This is a genomic window from Mesorhizobium sp. M0894, assembly GCF_040319725.1.
Taxonomy (GTDB): Bacteria; Pseudomonadota; Alphaproteobacteria; order Rhizobiales; family Rhizobiaceae; genus Mesorhizobium.
On sequence record NZ_JAMYOG010000004.1, the window covers coordinates 180,629 to 199,513 of the forward strand.

At 63.0% G+C, this 18,885-nt stretch carries 20 protein-coding genes and 1 pseudogene; 13 read left to right on the top strand and 8 right to left on the bottom strand.

The window, feature by feature from the left end:
* The first annotated feature begins 65 nt into the window (after nt 1-65).
* Nucleotides 66-680 (top strand): hypothetical protein, encoded by a 615-nt coding sequence (locus tag NKH91_RS10005; protein ID WP_352844483.1) that lies wholly within the window; start codon nt 66-68, stop codon nt 678-680.
* Between the two features lie 28 nt (nt 681-708).
* Here NKH91_RS10005 and NKH91_RS10010 read toward each other — a convergent pair whose 3' ends face one another.
* Nucleotides 709-2,004, bottom strand: a complete 1,296-nt coding sequence (locus tag NKH91_RS10010) for a GGDEF domain-containing protein (protein WP_352844482.1) — start codon at nt 2,002-2,004, stop codon at nt 709-711.
* Between the two features lie 242 nt (nt 2,005-2,246).
* On the opposite strand from NKH91_RS10010, the gene ettA reads away from it, so the two are divergent.
* From ettA to NKH91_RS10045, 7 genes and pseudogenes are all read left to right on the top strand, one after another.
* Entirely contained in the window at nt 2,247-3,896 is a 1,650-nt protein-coding gene (gene ettA / locus NKH91_RS10015) for an energy-dependent translational throttle protein EttA (protein ID WP_023720834.1), read from the top strand.
* Nucleotides 3,897-3,955: 59 nt separating this feature from the next.
* Nucleotides 3,956-4,108, top strand: coding sequence for a DUF6290 family protein (locus NKH91_RS10020; protein ID WP_352884625.1), 153 nt, complete (start codon nt 3,956-3,958; stop codon nt 4,106-4,108).
* Nucleotides 4,109-4,219: 111 nt separating this feature from the next.
* Nucleotides 4,220-4,459 (top strand): annotated as a pseudogene (locus NKH91_RS10025) (type II toxin-antitoxin system RelE family toxin); the annotation flags it as partial.
* Entirely contained in the window at nt 4,456-5,253 is a 798-nt protein-coding gene (gene tam / locus NKH91_RS10030) for a trans-aconitate 2-methyltransferase (RefSeq protein ID WP_352844481.1), read from the top strand. The pseudogene NKH91_RS10025 and the gene tam, both read left to right, overlap by 4 nt.
* Nucleotides 5,254-5,365: 112 nt before the next feature.
* Nucleotides 5,366-5,704, top strand: coding sequence for a hypothetical protein (locus tag NKH91_RS10035; RefSeq protein WP_245278656.1), 339 nt, complete (start codon nt 5,366-5,368; stop codon nt 5,702-5,704).
* Between the two features lie 121 nt (nt 5,705-5,825).
* A complete protein-coding gene (locus NKH91_RS10040; RefSeq protein WP_352844480.1) occupies nt 5,826-6,947 on the top strand; it encodes a beta-ketoacyl-ACP synthase III in 1,122 nt (373 codons plus the stop codon).
* A gap of 141 nt (nt 6,948-7,088) precedes the next feature.
* A complete protein-coding gene (locus tag NKH91_RS10045) occupies nt 7,089-7,706 on the top strand; it encodes an MOSC domain-containing protein (RefSeq protein ID WP_023720829.1) in 618 nt (205 codons plus the stop codon).
* 226 nt (nt 7,707-7,932) lie between these two features.
* On the opposite strand, the gene NKH91_RS10050 is transcribed toward NKH91_RS10045, so the two are convergent.
* Both NKH91_RS10050 and NKH91_RS10055 read right to left on the bottom strand, forming a co-directional pair.
* Nucleotides 7,933-8,130, bottom strand: coding sequence for a hypothetical protein (locus NKH91_RS10050; protein WP_023676715.1), 198 nt, complete (start codon nt 8,128-8,130; stop codon nt 7,933-7,935).
* 147 nt (nt 8,131-8,277) lie between these two features.
* On the bottom strand, nt 8,278-8,763 hold the full coding sequence (locus NKH91_RS10055) for a thioesterase family protein (protein WP_352844479.1): 486 nt from the start codon (nt 8,761-8,763) through the stop codon (nt 8,278-8,280).
* A gap of 119 nt (nt 8,764-8,882) precedes the next feature.
* On the opposite strand from NKH91_RS10055, the gene NKH91_RS10060 reads away from it, so the two are divergent.
* The 3 genes from NKH91_RS10060 (at nt 8,883) to NKH91_RS10070 (ending at nt 15,190) form a co-directional block, all read left to right on the top strand.
* Entirely contained in the window at nt 8,883-10,295 is a 1,413-nt protein-coding gene (locus NKH91_RS10060; RefSeq protein ID WP_352844478.1) for an FAD-binding oxidoreductase, read from the top strand.
* Nucleotides 10,296-10,399: 104 nt separating this feature from the next.
* Nucleotides 10,400-10,921, top strand: a complete 522-nt coding sequence (locus tag NKH91_RS10065) for a hypothetical protein (RefSeq protein WP_352482975.1) — start codon at nt 10,400-10,402, stop codon at nt 10,919-10,921.
* Between the two features lie 114 nt (nt 10,922-11,035).
* Nucleotides 11,036-15,190: an AsmA family protein gene (locus NKH91_RS10070; protein WP_352844477.1), complete on the top strand. Its 4,155-nt coding sequence runs from the start codon at nt 11,036-11,038 to the stop codon at nt 15,188-15,190.
* A gap of 11 nt (nt 15,191-15,201) precedes the next feature.
* On the opposite strand, the gene NKH91_RS10075 is transcribed toward NKH91_RS10070, so the two are convergent.
* Complete coding sequence (locus NKH91_RS10075; protein WP_352844476.1) at nt 15,202-15,447, bottom strand: winged helix DNA-binding protein; 246 nt, start codon at nt 15,445-15,447, stop codon at nt 15,202-15,204.
* Between NKH91_RS10075 and NKH91_RS10080 the strand changes: the two genes are divergently transcribed.
* Nucleotides 15,331-15,603, top strand: coding sequence for a CBS domain-containing protein (locus tag NKH91_RS10080; RefSeq protein WP_352814692.1), 273 nt, complete (start codon nt 15,331-15,333; stop codon nt 15,601-15,603). The genes NKH91_RS10075 and NKH91_RS10080 overlap by 117 nt on opposite strands.
* A gap of 3 nt (nt 15,604-15,606) precedes the next feature.
* Here the strand turns inward: NKH91_RS10080 and NKH91_RS10085 are convergent, their stop codons facing one another.
* The 4 genes from NKH91_RS10085 to NKH91_RS10100 all read right to left on the bottom strand — a co-directional run bounded on the left by NKH91_RS10085 (nt 15,607) and on the right by NKH91_RS10100 (nt 17,428).
* Nucleotides 15,607-15,828 carry a ribbon-helix-helix domain-containing protein gene (locus NKH91_RS10085; protein WP_352844475.1) on the bottom strand — a complete coding sequence of 74 codons (222 nt, stop codon included), beginning with the start codon at nt 15,826-15,828 and terminating at the stop codon, nt 15,607-15,609.
* 17 nt (nt 15,829-15,845) lie between these two features.
* Complete coding sequence (locus NKH91_RS10090) at nt 15,846-16,049, bottom strand: DUF4169 family protein (RefSeq protein ID WP_352844474.1); 204 nt, start codon at nt 16,047-16,049, stop codon at nt 15,846-15,848.
* Between the two features lie 18 nt (nt 16,050-16,067).
* Nucleotides 16,068-16,604, bottom strand: a complete 537-nt coding sequence (locus tag NKH91_RS10095; protein ID WP_023676707.1) for an SspB family protein — start codon at nt 16,602-16,604, stop codon at nt 16,068-16,070.
* Nucleotides 16,605-16,738: 134 nt separating this feature from the next.
* Nucleotides 16,739-17,428: a TetR/AcrR family transcriptional regulator gene (locus tag NKH91_RS10100; RefSeq protein ID WP_352844473.1), complete on the bottom strand. Its 690-nt coding sequence runs from the start codon at nt 17,426-17,428 to the stop codon at nt 16,739-16,741.
* A gap of 167 nt (nt 17,429-17,595) precedes the next feature.
* Between NKH91_RS10100 and NKH91_RS10105 the strand changes: the two genes are divergently transcribed.
* Entirely contained in the window at nt 17,596-18,801 is a 1,206-nt protein-coding gene (locus NKH91_RS10105; RefSeq protein ID WP_023720819.1) for a multidrug effflux MFS transporter, read from the top strand.
* Nucleotides 18,802-18,885 lie beyond the last annotated feature (84 nt).

An 18,885-nucleotide genomic window follows, 5' to 3' on the forward strand; every position in this document is an offset into this window, starting at 1 on the left:
ACGCGACTGTCGCCTTGCGCCGGGGGTGGTATGGTCTTGAAGGCACACATTCGTAGGGGGTGGCGATGAGTGGCATGACGAACGGGGCGCTGGCGCGGCTGGCGTTCTGGGCCAGGGGCATGACGGCGATCCGAGACGGCCATATGGAATGGCCGGGCTTTTCCTACACCGAAGTGGAGTGGGCGCGCATGACCACGCTGGCCAAACCGATCGGCGGCGGCACCTACCAATTGTTCACGCTGGTCAACGCGGCGATCTTCATCGCCATCGCCGCGCTCGGGATCTTCTGTGTCTTCCTGCCGCTGGCGACGCTGCTGTTCCCGGTACCACCCGAAACCAGTGCGCTCAAGTTTTCGCTGCTCCTGGCGGCATGCGCCTTGCTGATCATCGGCATCGGCTTGCCGATTTCGCTGCGTCTCTCGACCGCGCTGGTGGCGCCGAAGGCAATGCGGGCCGCGCTTGTCGCCGTGCCCGGCGACCAGATGCTTGCGGCAAAAGTGTCGTGGCAGATCAACCGGATCACGCTCGTGCTTTGCGGCCTGCTGGTGCCGGGCATTCTTCTGTTCATCGCCTACGACATCGATGCCGGCCCGGTCATCGCGGCAATGAAATGGCTGGCGATCGCGCTGATGGCGGTTTCGGTTGCGATCGGCGCATGGCAGCGGCGCAAACAATCCTGATTGCGCCAATCCGAGACCAGAGTGAGCGTTACGCGCCGGCGCTGCGCTCCGGCCTGGTCCATGTGTTGCGCCCGTCTGCTTCGTTGCCACCCGGTTCGCCGACAACACGATCGCGTCCGGTCGATTTGGCCTTGTAGAGACGCTGGTCGGCCAGCGCAAAGAGATCGGCAAGGCAACGCGTCGTCTCGCTGACCGTCGAGATGCCGGCGCTGACGGTGATGTCGAACCGGCTGGTGCTCGCAGACGTCTTGACCGCTTGCCTGACGGTTTCGCCCAGCAGTCTGGCGAGCGGCTGTGGACGCCAGCAGAGGATGGCGAATTCCTCACCGCCGATCCTGAACAATTGATCTTCGGTCCCGACAAGTTCGCCAAGCAAAATCGCCAGGGCTTTCAGCACCTTGTCGCCCTCGGCGTGGCCGAAGCGGTCATTGATCGATTTGAAGTGGTCGACATCGATGATCAGCAGGCTGAGCGGCTTGGCGGTCCGTAGGCTGGTTGCCACGGAGGCCTCGCCATCGCTGTCGAAGCGACCCCTGTGCAGTAGGCCGGTGAGGCCGTCGCGACCGACGTGCTCGACCAGGGCCTCATAGCGCTCGCGATAGGTCAGCGTGTCGAAAATGTCGGAAAGCCCGCGCGGCGCCGGCACCTGCCGCGCCTCGAACCATCTGATGTAGGCGACCAGCATGGTGCTGTAGACCAAGGCCGCTGCCACCTTGGCGAACCAGCCGCCGAAGAACACCGCGACCGGCGCCCCGGTGACGAAATGCAGCGCCGTGAAAAAGCCTGCCTGGTCGAAGGTGAGCACGCACGCGACGGAGACCAGGATGCGGGTGAAAAGCGCTTTGCGCAGATATTTGCCGAGCTTTTCATAGAGCAGGATGATCAGGATGGCGTCGACGAACAGCAGCGTCGTGCCCCACACCATCAGCCAGCCCATCTCGTCGATGAAGCCGATGTCCGGAAGCTTGCCGTCGGGCAGCGGTGCGATGTCGTGCAGGCGCAGGATCAGCACGAGCCCGATCATCAGGGCATTGCCGAGTAGCAGGCCGTAGATGGGCTGGCGGACGGTTGCCGCGTCCTCCTTGATGTAGAGCAGGAGAAGCATGACCAGCTTGCCGGAAAACAGCACAGCCGAACCCGGCGACACCATGCCGAACGGCAGCGCGACGTAGAAGACGCTGGCGAGGTAGGTTTCCAGGAAATGCATAACGCCAAGGGCGCAGACAAAGACGCCGAGGCCGATGCGGCCTCTGAACCGGAAAAGCGTGACCATGATGCCGAAATAGAGAACCGCTTCGGCAAAAAGCAGGAAACTGTTCAGCACGGCCCGATCTCTCTCCCCGAAATCGCGGCTGCCAGCGATTTCCCATCCAAACACTGTTTTGACGCGGAATGGTTAACCGGAGCTTTCGCCCGGGCGCCGGCACGAAATGAAGTGGCTAAGCGTTCGCGGTGCGACCAATTCCGCCTGGGACCAAAACTGTTTGCCGTTCGGGGCCGCATCGCTTACATAGCCCCCAACTTCCATTCAATCCGACATCAGTCGACTTTTCAGGGAAAGCGCGCGTGGCACGCCAGTTCATCTATCACATGGCCGGCCTCAACAAGGCCTACGGCACCAAGAAGGTGCTCGAGAACATTCATCTGTCCTTCTACCCGGACGCCAAGATCGGCATCCTCGGCCCCAACGGCGCCGGCAAGTCGACGATTCTCAAGATCATGGCCGGCATCGACAAGGAGTGGAGCGGCGAGGCCTGGCTGGCCGAAGGCGCGACCGTCGGTTACCTGGCGCAGGAGCCGGCGCTCGATCCGAACAAGAATGTGTTCGAAAACGTCATGGAAGGCGTTGCCGCCAAGACCGCGATCATCGAGCGCTACAACGAATTGATGATGAACTATTCCGACGAGACGGCGGACGAGTCGGCTAAGCTGCAAGACGAGATGGACCGGCTCAATCTGTGGGATCTCGAGCAGCAGGTCGAGATGGCGATGGAGGCACTCGGCTGCCCGCCCAAGGAGGCCGATGTCACCAAGCTGTCGGGCGGCGAACGCCGTCGCGTCGCGCTCTGCCAGCTCTTGCTGCGCCAGCCCGACCTTCTGCTGCTCGACGAGCCGACCAACCATCTCGACGCCGAGACGACGGCGTGGCTGGAAAAGCATCTGCGCGCCTATCCGGGCGCGGTGATGATCATCACCCACGACCGCTACTTCCTCGACAATGTCACCGGCTGGATCCTCGAGCTCGATCGCGGCCGCGGTATCCCGTACGAAGGCAACTACACCAAATATCTCGAAGCCAAGGCCAAGCGGCTCAAGCAGGAAGGCCGTGAGGACGATGCGCGCCAGCGGGCGATCGGCCGCGAGCGCGAGTGGATCCAGTCCAGCCCGAAAGCCCGGCAGACCAAGTCGAAGGCCCGTATCCAGGCGTTCCAGGATCTGCTGGATGCGGCCGACAAGCGGCGTCCGAGCGATACGCAGATCGTCATTCCGCATGGCGAGCGGCTCGGCAATGTGGTGATCGAGGTCGAGGACCTGTCGAAGGGCTTTGGCGACACGCTTTTGATTGACGATCTCGAATTCAAGCTGCCGCCCGGCGGCATCGTCGGCGTCATCGGCCCGAACGGCGCCGGCAAGACGACGCTGTTCCGCATGATCACCGGCCAGGAGAAGCCCGATGCCGGCACCATCCGCGTCGGCGAGACGGTCAAGCTCGGTTATGTCGACCAGAGCCGCGACGCACTCGACCCGACCAAGACCGTCTGGGAAGAGATCTCGGGCGGCGCCGAAGTGGTCAAGCTCGGCAAGTTCGAAGCCAACACCCGCGCCTATTGCGCGTCGTTCAATTTCCGCGGCGGCGATCAGCAGCAGAAGGTCGGCAACCTGTCCGGCGGACAGCGCAACCGCGTGCATCTGGCAAAGATGCTGAAGACCGGCGGCAATGTGCTGCTGCTCGACGAGCCGACCAACGATCTCGATACCGAAACACTTGCGGCACTTGAAGACGCGCTCGAGAGCTTCGCCGGCTGCGCCGTCATCATCTCGCACGATCGCATGTTCCTCGATCGCCTGGCGACGCACATCCTCGCCTTCGAAGGTGACAGCCATGTCGAATGGTTCGAAGGCAATTTCGAGGATTACGAGCAGGACAAGATCCGCCGGCTTGGGCCCGATGCGGTCAATCCGCACAGGATGACGTATAAGCGGCTGACGAGGTAGAGTCTCGATCCGTTGCGGGCGATCGTCGTTTGGCCTAAATTGATCGGATGGAGTTGCCCATGATCACGGTCAAATTACCGCAAAAAGCCGAGAAGCTGCTGGCCGATATTGCCAAGGCCAGCGGCCGTACGATCGATCAGGTCGCAGTTGAAGCGATCCTCGAAACCATTGAGGATTGGCAGGATGCCAGGATTGCGGAGGAACGCGGATGACGACGGCGTACGCATTCCGTTGGAAGAGGTGATCCGGAAGCTTGAACTTCGCGAAGTCGAGGAGCGGCACAAGAAACCTGCCGCTGAATGAGTTGGTAGGTCGAGTTTACGCGGCGAGCCGAAAAAGACATTGAAGGGCTTTCACCGAAGGACCAGCGCCGTGTGCTAGAATTCCTGTATCAAAGAGTTTCTGCGCACCCCAATCCAAGAGCACTCGCCAAACGGCTGACTGGGACCAAGGAAGCTTGGCGGTTTCGCGTCGGCGACTACAGAATCATTGCCCAGTTTCAGGACAGCCGGCTCGTCGTGCTGATCGTGGAGATAGGCAACCGTCGCGAGATCTATCGATGAATAACAGCATAGCGGCAAAGGCAAAACCCGACTGGTCCGCCGCACTCTACCTGAAATTCGAGGATGAGCGCACGCGGCCGGCGCGCGACCTCCTAGCGCAGGTGCCAGTGCCGGAACCGCGCCGGGTGGTGGACATTGGCTGTGGGCCGGGCAATTCGACCGAATTGCTGGTCGAGCGCTGGCCGCAGGCACAGATCAGCGGCTTCGATACCTCGCCCGACATGATCGAGAAGGCGAAGGCGCGCCTGCCCGGCGTCACCTTTGCCTTGGCGGACGCGGCGACGTGGCAGCCGGCCGAACCGGTCGACGTGATCTTCGCCAATGCAGTGTTTCAGTGGCTACCGGAGCATCGGGCTGTCTTCCAGCGGCTGATAGGATTTTTGGCGCCCGGCGGCGCGCTTGCCGTGCAGATGCCGGACAATATGGGCGAGCCTTCGCACCGGCTGATGCGGGAGACCGCGGCCGAGATGCCGTTCACTGAAAAGTTCGAGCGTGCGGCCCGCGCGCCGCTGCCGCCTGTCGCGTTCTATTACGACCTTTTGTCGCCATTCTCGGATCGGCTCGATATCTGGCACACGATCTACAACCATCCGCTGGCCGATGCCGAGGCGATCGTCGAATGGGTGAAGTCGACGGGGCTGAAGCCGTTCCTCGATCCGCTCGACGAAGACGAGCGGCAGCTTTTCCTGAAGCGCTACACGGCCAGGATCGCCGAAGCCTATCCGAAAACGGCAAGCGGCAAGGTGTTGCTGCGCTTTCCCCGTGTCTTCATCGTGGCGCGGCGTTCTAATTAGAAACTCTTAGCTACACCCAAAAACAGTGCATGGCGGATGCTTGACCGGCTTTCGCCGTCATGCGCATCTCGCTGGGGCAGGGATAACGGCCCTCATGGGCCATGGGGGGTGGATGATGACACTGAAAACGCTCATTTTTGGCGGCAGCATTTGTGCGGCCGCGGTGCTCGCCTTCTCGATATCGGCGCAGGCCAAGCGAGCGCGCTGCTTCACCAGCGACGACGGCTATTTCTCCTGCAGCTATCGGGCGCTGGACGATGCCGGCAGCTTTCGCATCTCGGCGCCGGGCTATCCGACTTACGTCCTGGAGATCGACGGACCGGGTTTTGCCTACGGCTATGTCAATCTCGGCCGCCGCAACGTGCCGCTGCCCGGGCAATTCGTGCGCAGCAATGATGACGGTGCCTGCTGGAACAACCCGCAGACCAATACCAAGCTCTGCGCCTGGTAAAGACCCGTTCCAGGGACTTGATTTAAGCCGGCATAAACTGGCTAGGTGCAAAAAGAGGTTGCGCCGAGCTTTTGCGGCGTCGACATGAAGCCGCAACGCCTGCGCACGGGACGAACTGGAAATGCATCGCGTCATCATCAGCGGCATCGGCGTTGAAATCCCCGAAGCGTCGATCACCAATGAGGAGCTCGTCGCCAGCTTCAACACTTGGGTGGACATGGAGAACGTCCGGCGCGAGGTCTCGGGCGAGCCGCTGCTGCAGAAATCGGACAGTGCCTTCATCGTCCACGCCTCGGGCGTCCAGACCCGCCATGTCATCGAACGGGAAGGCATCCTCGACCCGACCCGCATGGCGCCGCGCTTCCCGGCGCGGCCCGACGATGCGCTGTCGCTGGAGGCCGAGTTCGGCATCGCCTCGGCCAGCAAGGCGCTCGATCATGCCGGGCTGAAGCCTGGGGACATCGACCTGGTGATCTGCTCGGCCTCGCACCATCAGCGGCCCTATCCGGCTATCGCCATCGAAATGCAGCAGGCGCTGGGCACGAGAGGCGCCGGCTTCGACATGGGGCTTGGCTGCTCTTCGGCGGCGGCCGCATTGCACATTGCGGTCAATCTGGTGCGGGCAGGGGCGCATAAACGCGTACTGGTGACGACGCCGGAGATCATCACGGGCCACCTCAATTTTCGCGACCGGCAGACGCATTTCATCTTCGGCGACGCGTCCGTGTCGATGATCGTCGAAGGGCTCGCCCAGGGCGAGAAGCGGTCGGGGCGTTTCGAGGTGCTCGACACGCGTGCCTGGACGCAGATGTCGAACAGCATCCGCACCAATCTCGGTTACTATACCCGCGCCACCCAGGACGATCCGTACATGATCGATCTGGAAGGCAATCTGATCAAGCAGATCGGCAACAAGGTGTTCAAGGAAGTCACCGTCGCCGGCCACAAGTTCATCGTCGAATTCCTGGCCGAACACGGGCTGACACCGCAAGCGATCCGGCGCTTTTGGCTGCATCAGGCGAATGCGCGGATGAATGCCATGATCCTGAAATTGTCGTTCGGCCATGACGTCGACCATGACCGCGCGCCGATGGTGCTGGAGCGCCTCGGTAATACTGCCGCCGCCGGTGCCATCATCGCCTTGTCGGAGAACCATGCCGATATGAAGGCCGGCGACTACGGCCTGCTCTGCGCCTTCGGCGCCGGCTACTCGATCGGCGGCGCGCTATTGCGCATGCTCTGACCATTTCGGCGCGAACGGAACCAGCATCGGGACCCCGCCGGGCATAGTCACATCAGTCCGCTTGATCGGAGCATCAGCGCTTTCGACTGGACCCGATGAGCTACCAAGGCTAATTGCGCGTATCACGCGAGGAACGAACCCATGCCGGATCTTTTCCCCGAGGCCGAAAATCCGGTCGAGATCGTGCCGGCGCGAAAGCTCACCGCCAAGGTGGCCGCGCTTTATCTCGCGCCGTTCGATCATTTCGAGACACGAGCCATCGACACCTTGCAGCTTGGCTTCGACGGCATTGAAGGCGATTTCCACGCTGGCACGACGCGGCGCTCCGGCGGACGGGAACCCTGGTATCCGCGTGGCACCGAGATGCGCAACGAGCGGCAATTGTCGATCGTGGCGGCGGACGAACTGACCACCGTCGCCGAACGGATGGGCATCGCCGAGATCAAGCCGGAATGGATCGGCGCCAATCTCCTAATCGAAGGCCTGCCGCACCTCTCGATGCTGCCGTCCGGCGCGCTGCTGTTCTTCAAAGGCGGCGCGACTGTCAAGATCGACGCGCAGAACGGGCCTTGCCGCATCGCCGGGCGATCGGTCGCCGAAAATGCCGGGATGGCCGATCACGAGGCCGGCGCGCTGCTGTTCGCGAAAGCGGCGAAGCGTTTGCGCGGCCTCGTCGCCTGGGTCGAGAAGCCCGGCACGATCACGGCCGGCGAGGAGATTTCGGTGCGCGTGCCGGAACAGTGGATTTACCGGGCCTGAAGACTAAAATCTTAGAGGATCAGGGATTGTCTGTTTGTAGTTGGCTGCTGAAACAGCTGCCAATCCATCGCCTTGATTGGCCGTTTTCTTTGTTCGCCGCAATTTCGTCACCGCAATTCTTGCAACGATAGATGCCGGAATTCGGTGGCTTGCTGCCTGGCGACCATTCGTTGTCGTAAGCAACGCTGTCTTCTTGTGCCGCAAGCTCGGTGTTATCATAACAGTTTCAGGCGTGGCCGCGTTTCATCCGCGCCTGCTTCAGGATGGCGCGCCAGCGGATCATGGCGAAGGGAATAGGCTCGTTGTTGTTGGCAATGTGGAAGATCTCGTTGTTGAGGTTCTTCAGCGAGCGCCAGAAATCATAGTCGGTGATGCGTGGGTCAGCCGCCAGCCTGTCCGCCTCGACCTTGATGTCGGTTTTCATGCACGTTCCCCGAACCGCTGCTGCTCCGCCGCCCGTATCGCAATTCGATGCGGATGGTTTTCCAACGCCGCGCTGAGTCGTTCAACGTCTCAATTCGGCTTGTTCACGTTAAAACCTCGGTAAGGTTAACGGCGGTTGGGTTGCGGTTCAAGCCGGCTTACGACGAATACCGATCGAGCGGCCGGCGCGCTCCGGCATCGGCAGGGCGGCATGGGCGGCGCGCATCGCTTCCACTCTGGCAAGGACGTCGGCGGGGAAGGGCGCCACCTTCGGGCCAGCCATGTCGACATGCAGCGACAGCGTTTCAGACGTGGCGGCAAGCCAGCCGTCGACATGGCGGATTTCCTGATAGGCCCTCAGCCGCTTGTCGTCATGGTCGAGGAGTTGGAACGAGACCGTGACCTTGTGGTCGAGATGCAGCTCCTGGACGTAGCAGACATGGACTTCCGCGGTGTAGATGGTCAGCCGCCGTTCCCTTACATAGTCCATCCCCATCCCCATCATCTCGAAGGCTTCGTCGGAGCAACGATCGAAAAGCACGTTGTAATAGGCCATGTTGAGATGGCCGTTGTAATCGATCCAGGCCTTCTCGATCTCCATGGCGCGAGAGAGGAAAGGGGCGGGGATGGGCATCGGAAACTTCCTTCTCGTCATGCCGGGATGAGCGTGGACTGGACAGAGCGTGGTTGGTGAGACTACGCATCCCTAGATGCAGAACAAGGGTGGACGCTGGTCCATTCGCGGAGGAATCGATGGCCCTAAGCGACCTCAACCCGGTCGAACGCAACGAGGAAGGCATTGCCGCCGTGCTCGGCATCCTCAAGCAGCGGCTCGGCGAGCGATTCCAGATCGGCCAGGCGATCCGCGCCCAGCACGCGCACACCACGACCTATATCCCGACGCAGGCGCCGGACGGTGTCGCCTTTGCCGAGACGACGGAGGAGGTGCAGGAGATCGTGCGTGCGTGCGCTGCACATCGCGTGCCGGTGATCGCCTTTGGCGTCGGCTCTTCGCTGGAAGGCCATACCAATGCGCCGGGCGGCGGCATCTCGCTCGATACGTCACGCATGAACCGTATCGTTGCAGTCAATCCGCAGGACCTCGATTGCACCGTCGAGCCCGGCGTGACGCGCGAGGACCTCAACCGGCATCTGCGCGACACCGGCCTGTTCTTTCCGATCGACCCGGGCGCCAACGCTTCGCTCGGCGGCATGGCGGCGACACGGGCGTCGGGCACCAACGCCGTGCGCTACGGCACGATGCGCGACAACGTCCTGTCACTGACGGCGGTGATGGCCGACGGCGAAGCGGTTACGACCGGAAAGCGCGCCAAGAAAAGCTCGGCCGGCTATGATCTGACGCGGCTGCTGATCGGCTCGGAAGGTACGCTCGGCATCATCACCCAGCTGACGTTGAAGCTGCAGGGCATTCCGCAGGCGATTTCGGGCGGCGTCTGCCCGTTTCCCAGCGTCGAGGCGGCCTGCAACGCGGTGATCGCGACCATCCAGATGGGCATTCCGGTGGCGCGCATCGAATTGGTCAATGCGCTGCAGATGCGAGCGATGAAGACCTATTCGAAGCTCGACTATCCGGAGAGCCCCTGCCTGTTCGTCGAGTTCCACGGCAGCGATGCCAGCGTCGCCGAACAGGCCGAGACTTTCGGCATGATCGCCGAGGAAAATGGCGGCGGCCCGTTCCTGTGGACCAGCATCGCCGAAGAGCGGACAAAATTGTGGAAAGCCAGGCACGATGCCTACTGGTCATCGCTGACGCTGCGGCCGGGCGCCAAGGGCCTGTCGACCGATGTCTGCGTGCCGATCTCGCGCTTTGCCGAATGTGTCACCGAGACCGAGGCGGATATCGCCGAGATGGGCCTGATCGCACCGATCGTCGGCCATGCCGGCGACGGCAATTTCCATGTATTGGTGCTGATGGACGTGGACGACCCGAAGGAGATCGCATTGGCGGAAAAATTCGTGGCGCGGCTCAATATGCGCGCCATCGCCATGGACGGCACCTGCACTGGTGAGCATGGCATAGGGCAGGGCAAGATCGGCTTCCTGCGGCATGAGCTCGGTCATGGCGTCGACATCATGCGCACGATCAAGCAGGCGCTCGACCCGCTGAATATCATGAACCCGGGCAAGATATTGCCGGCCGAATAGTGGAAGAAGATCCAGATGGTCCCTGGCTTGACCGCACCACCATTTGGATCGAGACTCCAAGGACCTGAGAGGCAGGCAGGCGTCACAGACGGAGGAATGGTGTCATGGCGATTTCACGCAAGGAAGAGGCTCGGGCGCTGAGCGCCGACGAACATGCTCTCGTCGAGAAGTCGCACCATCCAGCAGTGCAGCATCTTGCCGACGCCGAACTCGCCAGCCTGGTCAAGCTCCTAAGGGAGCGGCGCGACAAGGCCCAGACCGAGGCGCATCGCCGCCGCCGCGAAATGCGCGGCAAGGGTGCGCCAAAGGGCGCCGGCGCCTCGAAGGCCGATGAAGGTTCGCAGTTGAAGCTGGCGGTTCTGGCGATGACCATGCGGCGGCTCAATGGCGAGGCCGAACGCCGCCGCCAGTTGGCAGCGCGTGTTTCGCTGGTCGAGAATGCACGCAAGGCGCTGTCCATGAAGCAGGGCGCTGCGGCAGACGGTCCCGAGTTCAACACGCGCACCGCGCACAAAGGCATGCGCGCGATCGTGAGCCGGCGGCCCGAGAATCTGATCCGGCCGATGGAACTCGGCCGGCAGCGGCAGGCGGCAAAGGTGGCGCAGGCAAAGCGCGACGCGCGCTGAGTTTTCTTGGCCGCCTTCTTTTGCTCTGGAAACCTGTCTGGCGGAATTGCCTCTTTATCGACACGCTGATGCGGGTAGAGTGCGGCTGATTTTCAATCAACCGCTTCGGAGTTCATGCTCGCACGCCTGTTCGTGATCTTCGGTGGGCTTCTCGTGCTGGTGCTGTGTGCGGCGCTGGTGGTGCCTTACTTTGTCGATTGGACGGGTTACCGTGCCGATTTCGAGCGCGAGGCGAGCGCCGTCCTAGGCCGCAAGGTGACCGTGCGAGGCGATGCAACGGCAAGGCTGCTGCCATTCCCCTCGGTGACCTTTTCCAACGTCGCCGTTGCCGGCGGCCCCAACGGCCAGCCGGCGATGACCGTCGAAACCTTTTCGATGGATGCAGAACTCGCGCCATTCCTGCGCGGCGAGGTGCTGATCTTCGACATGCGTCTGGTGCGGCCGAAGGCGATGATCGACATCGCCGCCGACGGCACGGTCGACTGGACGATACGACCGTCCTCGCCCTTCGATCCTGGCCAGATCTCCATCGAGAAGCTGACGGTGACGGAAGGACAGATCGCGCTCAGCCACGCCGCAGGCGGGCGCAGCCATCTTATTTCCGAGATCAACTCGACGATCTCGGCCAAGTCGCTGGGCGGCCCCTGGCGGATGGACGGCTCCCTGTTGCTGGACGGGTTGCGGACCACGATCGCCGCTTCCACCGGCAAGGCTGAAGCGGACGGGCAAATGCGGCTCAGGCTCAAAGCCGATCCGGATGACTATCCGCTGGTCATCGAGACCGACGGCAATGTGGGCCTCGTCGAGGGCGCCGCGGTCTATTCGGGCCAGTTCAAGATATCGGGCGCAGACCAGACTGTAGCGCAGTTGCGCGGCACCGACGGCGAGGCAGTGAAAGTCAGCGCCGGCAAGCCGGATCCGGGGTTCAGGCTGAACGGCAAGTTTTCGCTCGACCACCAGGAGCTCGGCGTCGACGAGTTCCGCTTCGAGACCGGACCGCTCGGCAATCCTTACACCGCCGACGGCAAGGCTGCGGTCGACCTTGGGCTGAAGCCGCATTTCTCGATCGAGGCCAATGGCGCACAGGTGCAGTTCGACGAGGCCGTGGGGGCGGCGGCCGGTGCCGGATTGACGCTGTCCGAGCGGGTGGCGGCGCTGGAGCAGGCGCTGCTCGATCTGCCGAAGCCGACCATACCGGGCACGGTCGAGGTGAGACTGCCGGCGGTGGTGGCAGGCGACACGACGGTTCGCGACGTGCATCTATCCGCCGAACCGGCCGAGGGCGGCTGGGCGGTGAAATCGCTGGCCGCCACGCTGCCCGGCCGCGCCAAGCTGGAAGCCAATGGCATGGTCAGCGTCGAGGATCATTTTGGATTCACCGGATCGCTGCTTCTGGCTGTGGCGCAGCCCTCCGGCTTTGCCGCCTGGCTGTCGAAGGACGTCGACGAGGCGATCCGCCGCTTGCCGGCCGCCGGCTTCAAGGCAAAAGTAGATTTGAGTGAAAAGCACCAGGCCTTCAGCGATCTCGAACTCATCCTCGGCAAGGCGAAGTTCTCCGGCCGCATCGATTCCACCCAGCCCGAAGACACAAGGCCATCGGTGCTGATGCAACTGGAAGGTGGCGAACTCGACGTCGATGGACTCGCCGCCTTCGCCTCGATCTTCGTCAGCGACAAGGGAGCCAACCGCTTTTCCGACCGCGACCTCGATTTCCAGATCAAGGCCGGGCCGGTCAGCGCAGGTGGGTTGACCGCCGATAGCGTCGACACCGCGCTTAGATTGCGCGACGGGCTGCTTGAGATCGACCGCCTGTCGGTCGGCGGACTTGCCGGCGCCTCTATCAGCGCCACCGGCCGGATCAAGGACTTCCCGGCGAGCCCGACCGGCAAGCTCGACGCCTCGGTGGTCGCCGTCGACCTCAAGCCGCTGATCGACGTCGCCGTCCGGCATTATCCGGACAATGCGGTGCTGAACGGGCTGGCGGCGCGCGCCGCTGCCTATCCGGAGCTGTTCCAGGATGCGCGTATCGACGCCGTCACGAGTGCCGCAGACAATGGCGACGGTACGACTGGACTGGCAATGAGCGCACAGGGCAGGGCCGGTGGTTCGGCCTTTTCGGCGTCGCTGTCCGGCAAAGGGGCGCTCGACCGGCCCCTCGAAGCGCCGGTGACGTTGACCTTCAATGCCCGGAACGCCGACGCCACCGCACTTCTGGCGCTTTACGGGTTGCCGGCGCTGCCACTCGGCATGCTCGGCGAGGCGACCACCGACGTCTCGGCCAAAGGCACACTTGGCGGCGGCCTGGCGACACGCTTCAGCCTGGCCGGCAACGACTTCAAAGCTGGTTTCGACGGGACAGTTGCCGACACGCCTCAGGGCGCGGCCGCCAAGGGCAAGGTCAGCCTGGAAACGGCCGACATCGAGCCATGGCTGATGACGACCGGCGTCGGCCTGCCTGGCATGGGGACCGGCATGTCGACGTCGCTTGCTGCCGATGCCGACTACGGCAATGGTCTTTTGGTGCTGAGCGGCCTCAACGGCGCCGTCAACGAAGCGGCGGTTTCCGGTGACGTAAATATCGACGTCAAGGAGGGGCTGCCGCATCTTGCCGGCGCGCTGTCGCTGGACGAGCTGGACCTCGATCCGATGGCGATGATGCTGTTCGGCGACCAGGCCTTCCTCGTCAATGACGGGGCCTGGCCGACGGCACCGTTCAGCCAGAAATCCAGTTTGCCATTTACCGCCGATCTCGATCTGACGGCGGCGTCGCTTGCCGCCGGCCCGCTTGCCACCGCCTATGACGCTGCGCTTTCGCTGCAGCTCGACCAGGAGGGCATTCGTGTTTCCGACCTCAAGGCAAAATTCCTCGGCGGCGAGTTGAGTGGCCTGTTCGAGCTCAAGAACAATGACGGCACCGGGCTTTTCTCCGGTCAGATGAAACTCGCCGGCTCCGATCTGGCAGCCGTGCTGCCGGAGGCCGGTTTCAGCGGAAGCGGCGATTTCTCGACGGCGCTTTCGACCAGCGGCAAATCGGTCGACGCGATGGTCGCGGCGCTGTCCGGTTCCGGCACGGCGACGCTGAAGGGCATGACTATTGCCGGCTTCAATCCCGATGCCTTTGGCGCATTCATCGCCAAGGCCGACGCGATAGGGCGCGATATCGACGCGTCGAAGACTGCCGGCTTCGTGCCGCAGATCGCCGCGGCGGGAAGTTTTCCGGCGCAGGACACCGATATTGCCTTCACCATCGCCGGCGGCACGCTGAGGGCGCCACCGGTCAAATTCGAAAGCCCGGGCGCGACGCTGTCCGCCGACATCACCGCCGATCTGAATACCAGCACCGTCGATGCCAAGGGCGAGATCGCCTACCGACCCGGCGACGAGGCGCTGGTCGGCTCCGAACCAATTTTGAATTTCAGCGTCGACGGTCCGTTCGGCGCCATCAAACGGCAGTTCGACAGCGAGCCACTGGCACAGTTCCTGACCCAGCGTGCGCTGGAAAAGGAGCAGCAGCGGGTCGAAGCCATGCAAGCCGCGCTGCTCGAGAAACAAAGGCTGCGGCGTGAGGTGCGCTACTACGCTGCCCTGCAAACCGAGCGTGAAAGAGCGGCGGAGGAACTGCGCAGGCAACAGGAAGCAGCGCGGCTGAAGGCCGAGGCCGACGCCAAGGCAAAGGCCGAAGCTGAGGCGCAGGCCCAAGCCGAAGCGGAGGCGAGGGCGCAGGCTGAAGCCAAGGCGAAGGCTGAAGCGGACGCTAAGGCACAGGCCGAAGCCGAGGCTCAGGCCCAAGCCGAAGCGGAGGCGAGGGCGCAGGCTGAAGCCAAGGCGAAGGCTGAAGCGGACGCCAAGGCAAAGGCCGAAGCTGAGGCGCAGGCCCAAGCCGAAGCGGAGGCCAGGGCGCAGGCTGTAGCCAAGGCGAAAGCGGATGCAGCGGCGAAGGCCGAAGCCGAGGCCAGGGCGAAAGCCGAGGCGGCTGCAAAGGCCAAAGCGGATGCCGAAGCCAAAGCCGAGGCGGCGCAACAGGCTGCCGAGGAAGCAGCGCAGGCCGAAGAACAGCAACGCCAGAGGGCGGAAGAGGCGTTGCGGATCGCCTCGGAAGAGAAGGCAAAGCTCGACGCCGAACGCAAGGCCGCGGCGGAGCAAGCGCAGAAAGCAGAACGTGCGCCACCGGCCGCAAATAACGTGCCACCCTCAGTGCCGCCCCCGCCAAAGCTCAAGTTCGATCCCTCGTCGATCGACGATCTGCTAAAATCGCTGAATGGCGGGTGACGGCGCATCCCTTATGCGCCGCGTCCAGCAAGCAAGCGCTTCAGCATCGGCTCGATCCGCCCGAGTTCGTCGAGATGAGCGGCTGACAGATCGGCGAGACTGTCGTCGGCGCGGTCGGTCAGCCGCAGCAGCACGCGGCGGTGGTCCTCCTCGTCGTGGTCCCTCGCGACGAGCCCGGCTTCGCAAAGACGGTTGCCTATCCGGATGAGTATCTCGAGGGCCCCTCCGACAAGCTGCTGATGGCGAACGTGTCCCATTTGCCCGTCGTCACGCGAGAAAATGCGCGGCTGGTGGGCTATGTCGGCTGGAAGGACCTGATGCGTGTCAGATCGAAGAAGCAGGCCGAAGAACGCGACCGCTCGGCTTTGCTGGGCTTCCGTATCCGGCGCAGGAAACAAGATAGCGTTGCCTGAAGGCTACAACTTGCGGCGCTTGGCCCAGTCCAGCACATAGAGCCTGAGCGCCGAGGAGAGGTTCGCATCGCGCGGGCGGCTCTCGTCGATTTCGGCGACAAGCGCGGCGAGCGTCAATTTTCGCGCGGCTGCGATGGCGATCAGGTCGTCGTAAAAAGGCTTTTCGAGCGAATAGCTGGTGCGGTGGCCGCGAATGGTGACCGAGCGCTTTTCGACCGGGCTCACGCGACCGCCCTCACACTTCAAGCATCGGATTTGTCCGAATCGCCCGATTTTTCCCGGCGATGGCCGGCGACGAATTTGTCGGCCTTGTCGGCGATCAGGCGGTCGCGATCCCGGCTGGTTTTGGAACGGCCATGCAGCGCCCGGTTCTGTTCGGCCAGGCGCTCCTTCTCGGCTCGCGCCTTCTGCTTGCGTGCCTGACGGAGATTGACGATCTCGGCCATGTCACGCCGCCCGTCGGGTCACTTCTTGCGGAAGGCGTCGAGCGACACCACGTCGGCCCCCTTGGCGCCGGCGTCGGCCGCGGCAGGCTTCTTTTCCGCCTCAGCGGTTTTCTTCTTCGTCTCAGGCTTTTTCTCGGCGACGATGGCCAGCGGCTCGGGAGCAGGCTTGGCCTTTGTCTCCTGTTCAGCCGGGGTATCCGTCTTGACGTCGAATTCGAGCTCGAAGTTGACGGACGGATCGTAAAAGCCGCGTACGGCCGAGAACGGGATTTCCAGTTTCTCCGGCACGTCCGAAAACGACAGCCCGACCTCGAAGCCGGTGTCGCTCACCTTCAGGTCCCAATATTGGAACTGAATAACGATGGTCATCTGTTCGGGATAGCGTTCGCGCAGCCGCGAAGATACGCGCACGCCCGGCGCGCCGGTGAGAAATGTGATGAAGAAGTGATGGTTGCCTGGGAGACCGGTGCGCGCGACCTCGGCCAGGACCTTGCGCATGACGCCGCGCAACGCCTCCTGGGCCAGAATGTCGTAGCGGATGTGGTCGTCGGCCATGTGGCTGTCGGCTTCCGTTGAATCGTCCTGATAGCTGTAATCAAGCTTGAGCGCGGCGTAAACCGGATATAGATCGCCGGGGTGCGGAAGCGAAGCCTGTTGGCGACGATTTGATCGCCAAACGGCTTTGATCGTCAAGCGCTGGCGAGCACGCCCTGTTTGCTTGCCCGGACCACATGCTGCCGCTTGCCGAAGGCGCGCAGGAAGGTGCGCACGCCATTTGTCGCCGATTGCACCACCTCGTCCTCGGTCGGTGTACCGCCGAGCATGAACGTCGTCTGCAACTCGGCATTGGCAAGCGCCATGAACTGGCGCGCTGCGACATCGGGATCGTCGATATCAAGGAAGCCGGCATGAGCGAGGCGGGCGAAACGGGCGGCGATCGCCGGCCATGTCCTGCCCGGTCCTTCTTCGCGCCATTCGGCGAAGAGCTCGGGGTAGCGCTCGCCCTCGCTCTGGATCAGCTTGCGCAGGAATTTTCCGTCGCGGTTGCAGATGCAGTTGTGGTTCATCCGGACGGCAAAGGCGATGAGGTCGGCCTCGAGATCCTTCGGTCGATCGGGAAAAGTGGAGATCGTGGCAAAGATGCCGGCATTGCAACGTTCGGTGAGGTCGCGAACGATAGCAACGAAGAGTTTTTCCTTGTCGCCATGATGATTGTAGATGGTCTGGCGGGAGACGCCGGCTTCGGCGGCAATCATGTCGATATTGGCACCGGCGAAGCTTTCGCGGCAGAAGACCGAGGCGGCGGCGTCGACAATTGACATCCGCTTGGCCTCATGGCCCCGCGGCGGGAAAATGTCAGGAGAAACGTTGGCCTTCATGCAAAACTATATAGAGGTGGTTGACGAATTAGACAAGCCTGTCTAAATTTGTGGACTAACACGAGGGGGTTTCGTTCCGCAGAAGAGTCGGAACTCCACGGGATGGAACGTCCTAGGGTTACACGCCGGCCCGCGGCGGCAACCAGAATTCGAAAGAGCCTGCTATCATGAACGCCAAATTCCTCCGCATTGCGGTCGTGCTCGGCCTATTGTCCGCCATCGGCCCGTTTGCCATCGATATGTATCTTCCGGCCTTGCCGTCGATCGGCGAGGATCTGCATGCCGGCACCGCCGCGGTGCAGATGAGCCTGCTGATCTTCTTTCTTTCCATGGGCTTCGGTCAGATCGTCGTCGGACCGATCTCCGATATGGTCGGCCGCAAGCTGCCGCTCTATGGCGGCCTGGCGCTGTTCATGGTCGGCGGCGTCGGCTCGGCGCTGGCCCCGTCGATCGAATGGCTGATCGCCTTCCGCTTCCTGCAAGGGCTCGGCGCCAGCGCCGGTATGGCGGTGCCGCGCGCGATCGTGCGCGATCTGCACACCGGCACTGAAGCCGCCAAGCTGATGTCGCTGTTGATGCTGGTTTTTTCGGTGTCGCCGATCCTGGCGCCGCTGACCGGTAGCCAAATCATCGAGAATTTCGGCTGGCGCGCCGTGTTCTGGACGGTGACGGGCGCGGCTGTGCTCGCCACCATCCTGCTGGCGACCTCGCTCAAGGAGACGCGGCCGGTCGAGGAGCGCGCCGGGTCGTCCTTCGGGACGGCACTTTCCGGCTACCGCTTCCTGATGGGCGACCGCAACTTCCTTGGCCTGACGGCCATCGCCGGCTTCGGCATTGCGAGCTTCTTCGTCTATCTGTCGAGCTCGTCCTTCATCCTGATCGACCATTACGGGCTGTCGCCTTCGGTCTACAGCGTGTTCTTCTCGATCAATGCGGTTGCCTTCATCGGCATGTCGCAGCTGACCGGGTTGCTGTCGGAGCGGTTCGGGCTGCAGCGCGTGGTACGCGTCGCGGTGACCGGCTATGCGACGACGATGGTGGTGTTGTTCGCGGTGATGGCCTCGGGTGTCGACCGGCTCGACGTGATGGCGGCCCTGCTGTTCGTCGGCTACGGTTTCCTCGGCCTGGTTATCCCGACCACGTCGGTGCTGGCCATGGAAGAGCATGGTGAGATCGCCGGCACGGCGTCGGCGCTGATGGGCACGCTGCACTTCGCCATCGGCGCGGTCGCCATGGGTGTCGCCGGCGTGTTCTTTGACGGCACGCCGCTGCCAATGGTGGCGGGCATCACGCTCTGCGCGGCGATCTCCTTCACGCTGGCCAAGGTAACGCTCGGCCGCAGCCGCGAAGCTGCGGAAGCGCCGGCGGAGTAAGCTTCTCCTAGCGAGACAAAAAAGGCCGGGCGATGTTCCCGGCCTTTTCACGTTTGCGATCCCGGTTCAAAGCAGCCTATGCCT

What these genes read in the sequence shown, in the direction of transcription:
- NKH91_RS10005 (WP_352844483.1), top strand. Translation starts at nt 66, where the DNA reads ATGAGTGGCATGACGAACGGGGCGCTGGCGCGGCTGGCGTTCTGGGCC.
- NKH91_RS10020 (WP_352884625.1), top strand. Translation starts at nt 3,956, where the DNA reads ATGATCACGGTCAAATTACCGCAAAAAGCCGAGAAGCTGCTGGCCGAT.
- tam (WP_352844481.1), top strand. Translation starts at nt 4,456, where the DNA reads ATGAATAACAGCATAGCGGCAAAGGCAAAACCCGACTGGTCCGCCGCA.
- NKH91_RS10035 (WP_245278656.1), top strand. Translation starts at nt 5,366, where the DNA reads ATGATGACACTGAAAACGCTCATTTTTGGCGGCAGCATTTGTGCGGCC.
- NKH91_RS10040 (WP_352844480.1), top strand. Translation starts at nt 5,826, where the DNA reads ATGCATCGCGTCATCATCAGCGGCATCGGCGTTGAAATCCCCGAAGCG.
- NKH91_RS10045 (WP_023720829.1), top strand. Translation starts at nt 7,089, where the DNA reads ATGCCGGATCTTTTCCCCGAGGCCGAAAATCCGGTCGAGATCGTGCCG.
- NKH91_RS10050 (WP_023676715.1), bottom strand. Translation starts at nt 8,130, where the DNA reads ATGAAAACCGACATCAAGGTCGAGGCGGACAGGCTGGCGGCTGACCCA.
- NKH91_RS10055 (WP_352844479.1), bottom strand. Translation starts at nt 8,763, where the DNA reads ATGCCCATCCCCGCCCCTTTCCTCTCTCGCGCCATGGAGATCGAGAAG.
- NKH91_RS10060 (WP_352844478.1), top strand. Translation starts at nt 8,883, where the DNA reads ATGGCCCTAAGCGACCTCAACCCGGTCGAACGCAACGAGGAAGGCATT.
- NKH91_RS10065 (WP_352482975.1), top strand. Translation starts at nt 10,400, where the DNA reads ATGGCGATTTCACGCAAGGAAGAGGCTCGGGCGCTGAGCGCCGACGAA.
- NKH91_RS10070 (WP_352844477.1), top strand. Translation starts at nt 11,036, where the DNA reads ATGCTCGCACGCCTGTTCGTGATCTTCGGTGGGCTTCTCGTGCTGGTG.
- NKH91_RS10075 (WP_352844476.1), bottom strand. Translation starts at nt 15,447, where the DNA reads ATGGGACACGTTCGCCATCAGCAGCTTGTCGGAGGGGCCCTCGAGATA.
- NKH91_RS10090 (WP_352844474.1), bottom strand. Translation starts at nt 16,049, where the DNA reads ATGGCCGAGATCGTCAATCTCCGTCAGGCACGCAAGCAGAAGGCGCGA.
- NKH91_RS10095 (WP_023676707.1), bottom strand. Translation starts at nt 16,604, where the DNA reads ATGGCCGACGACCACATCCGCTACGACATTCTGGCCCAGGAGGCGTTG.
- NKH91_RS10100 (WP_352844473.1), bottom strand. Translation starts at nt 17,428, where the DNA reads ATGAAGGCCAACGTTTCTCCTGACATTTTCCCGCCGCGGGGCCATGAG.
- NKH91_RS10105 (WP_023720819.1), top strand. Translation starts at nt 17,596, where the DNA reads ATGAACGCCAAATTCCTCCGCATTGCGGTCGTGCTCGGCCTATTGTCC.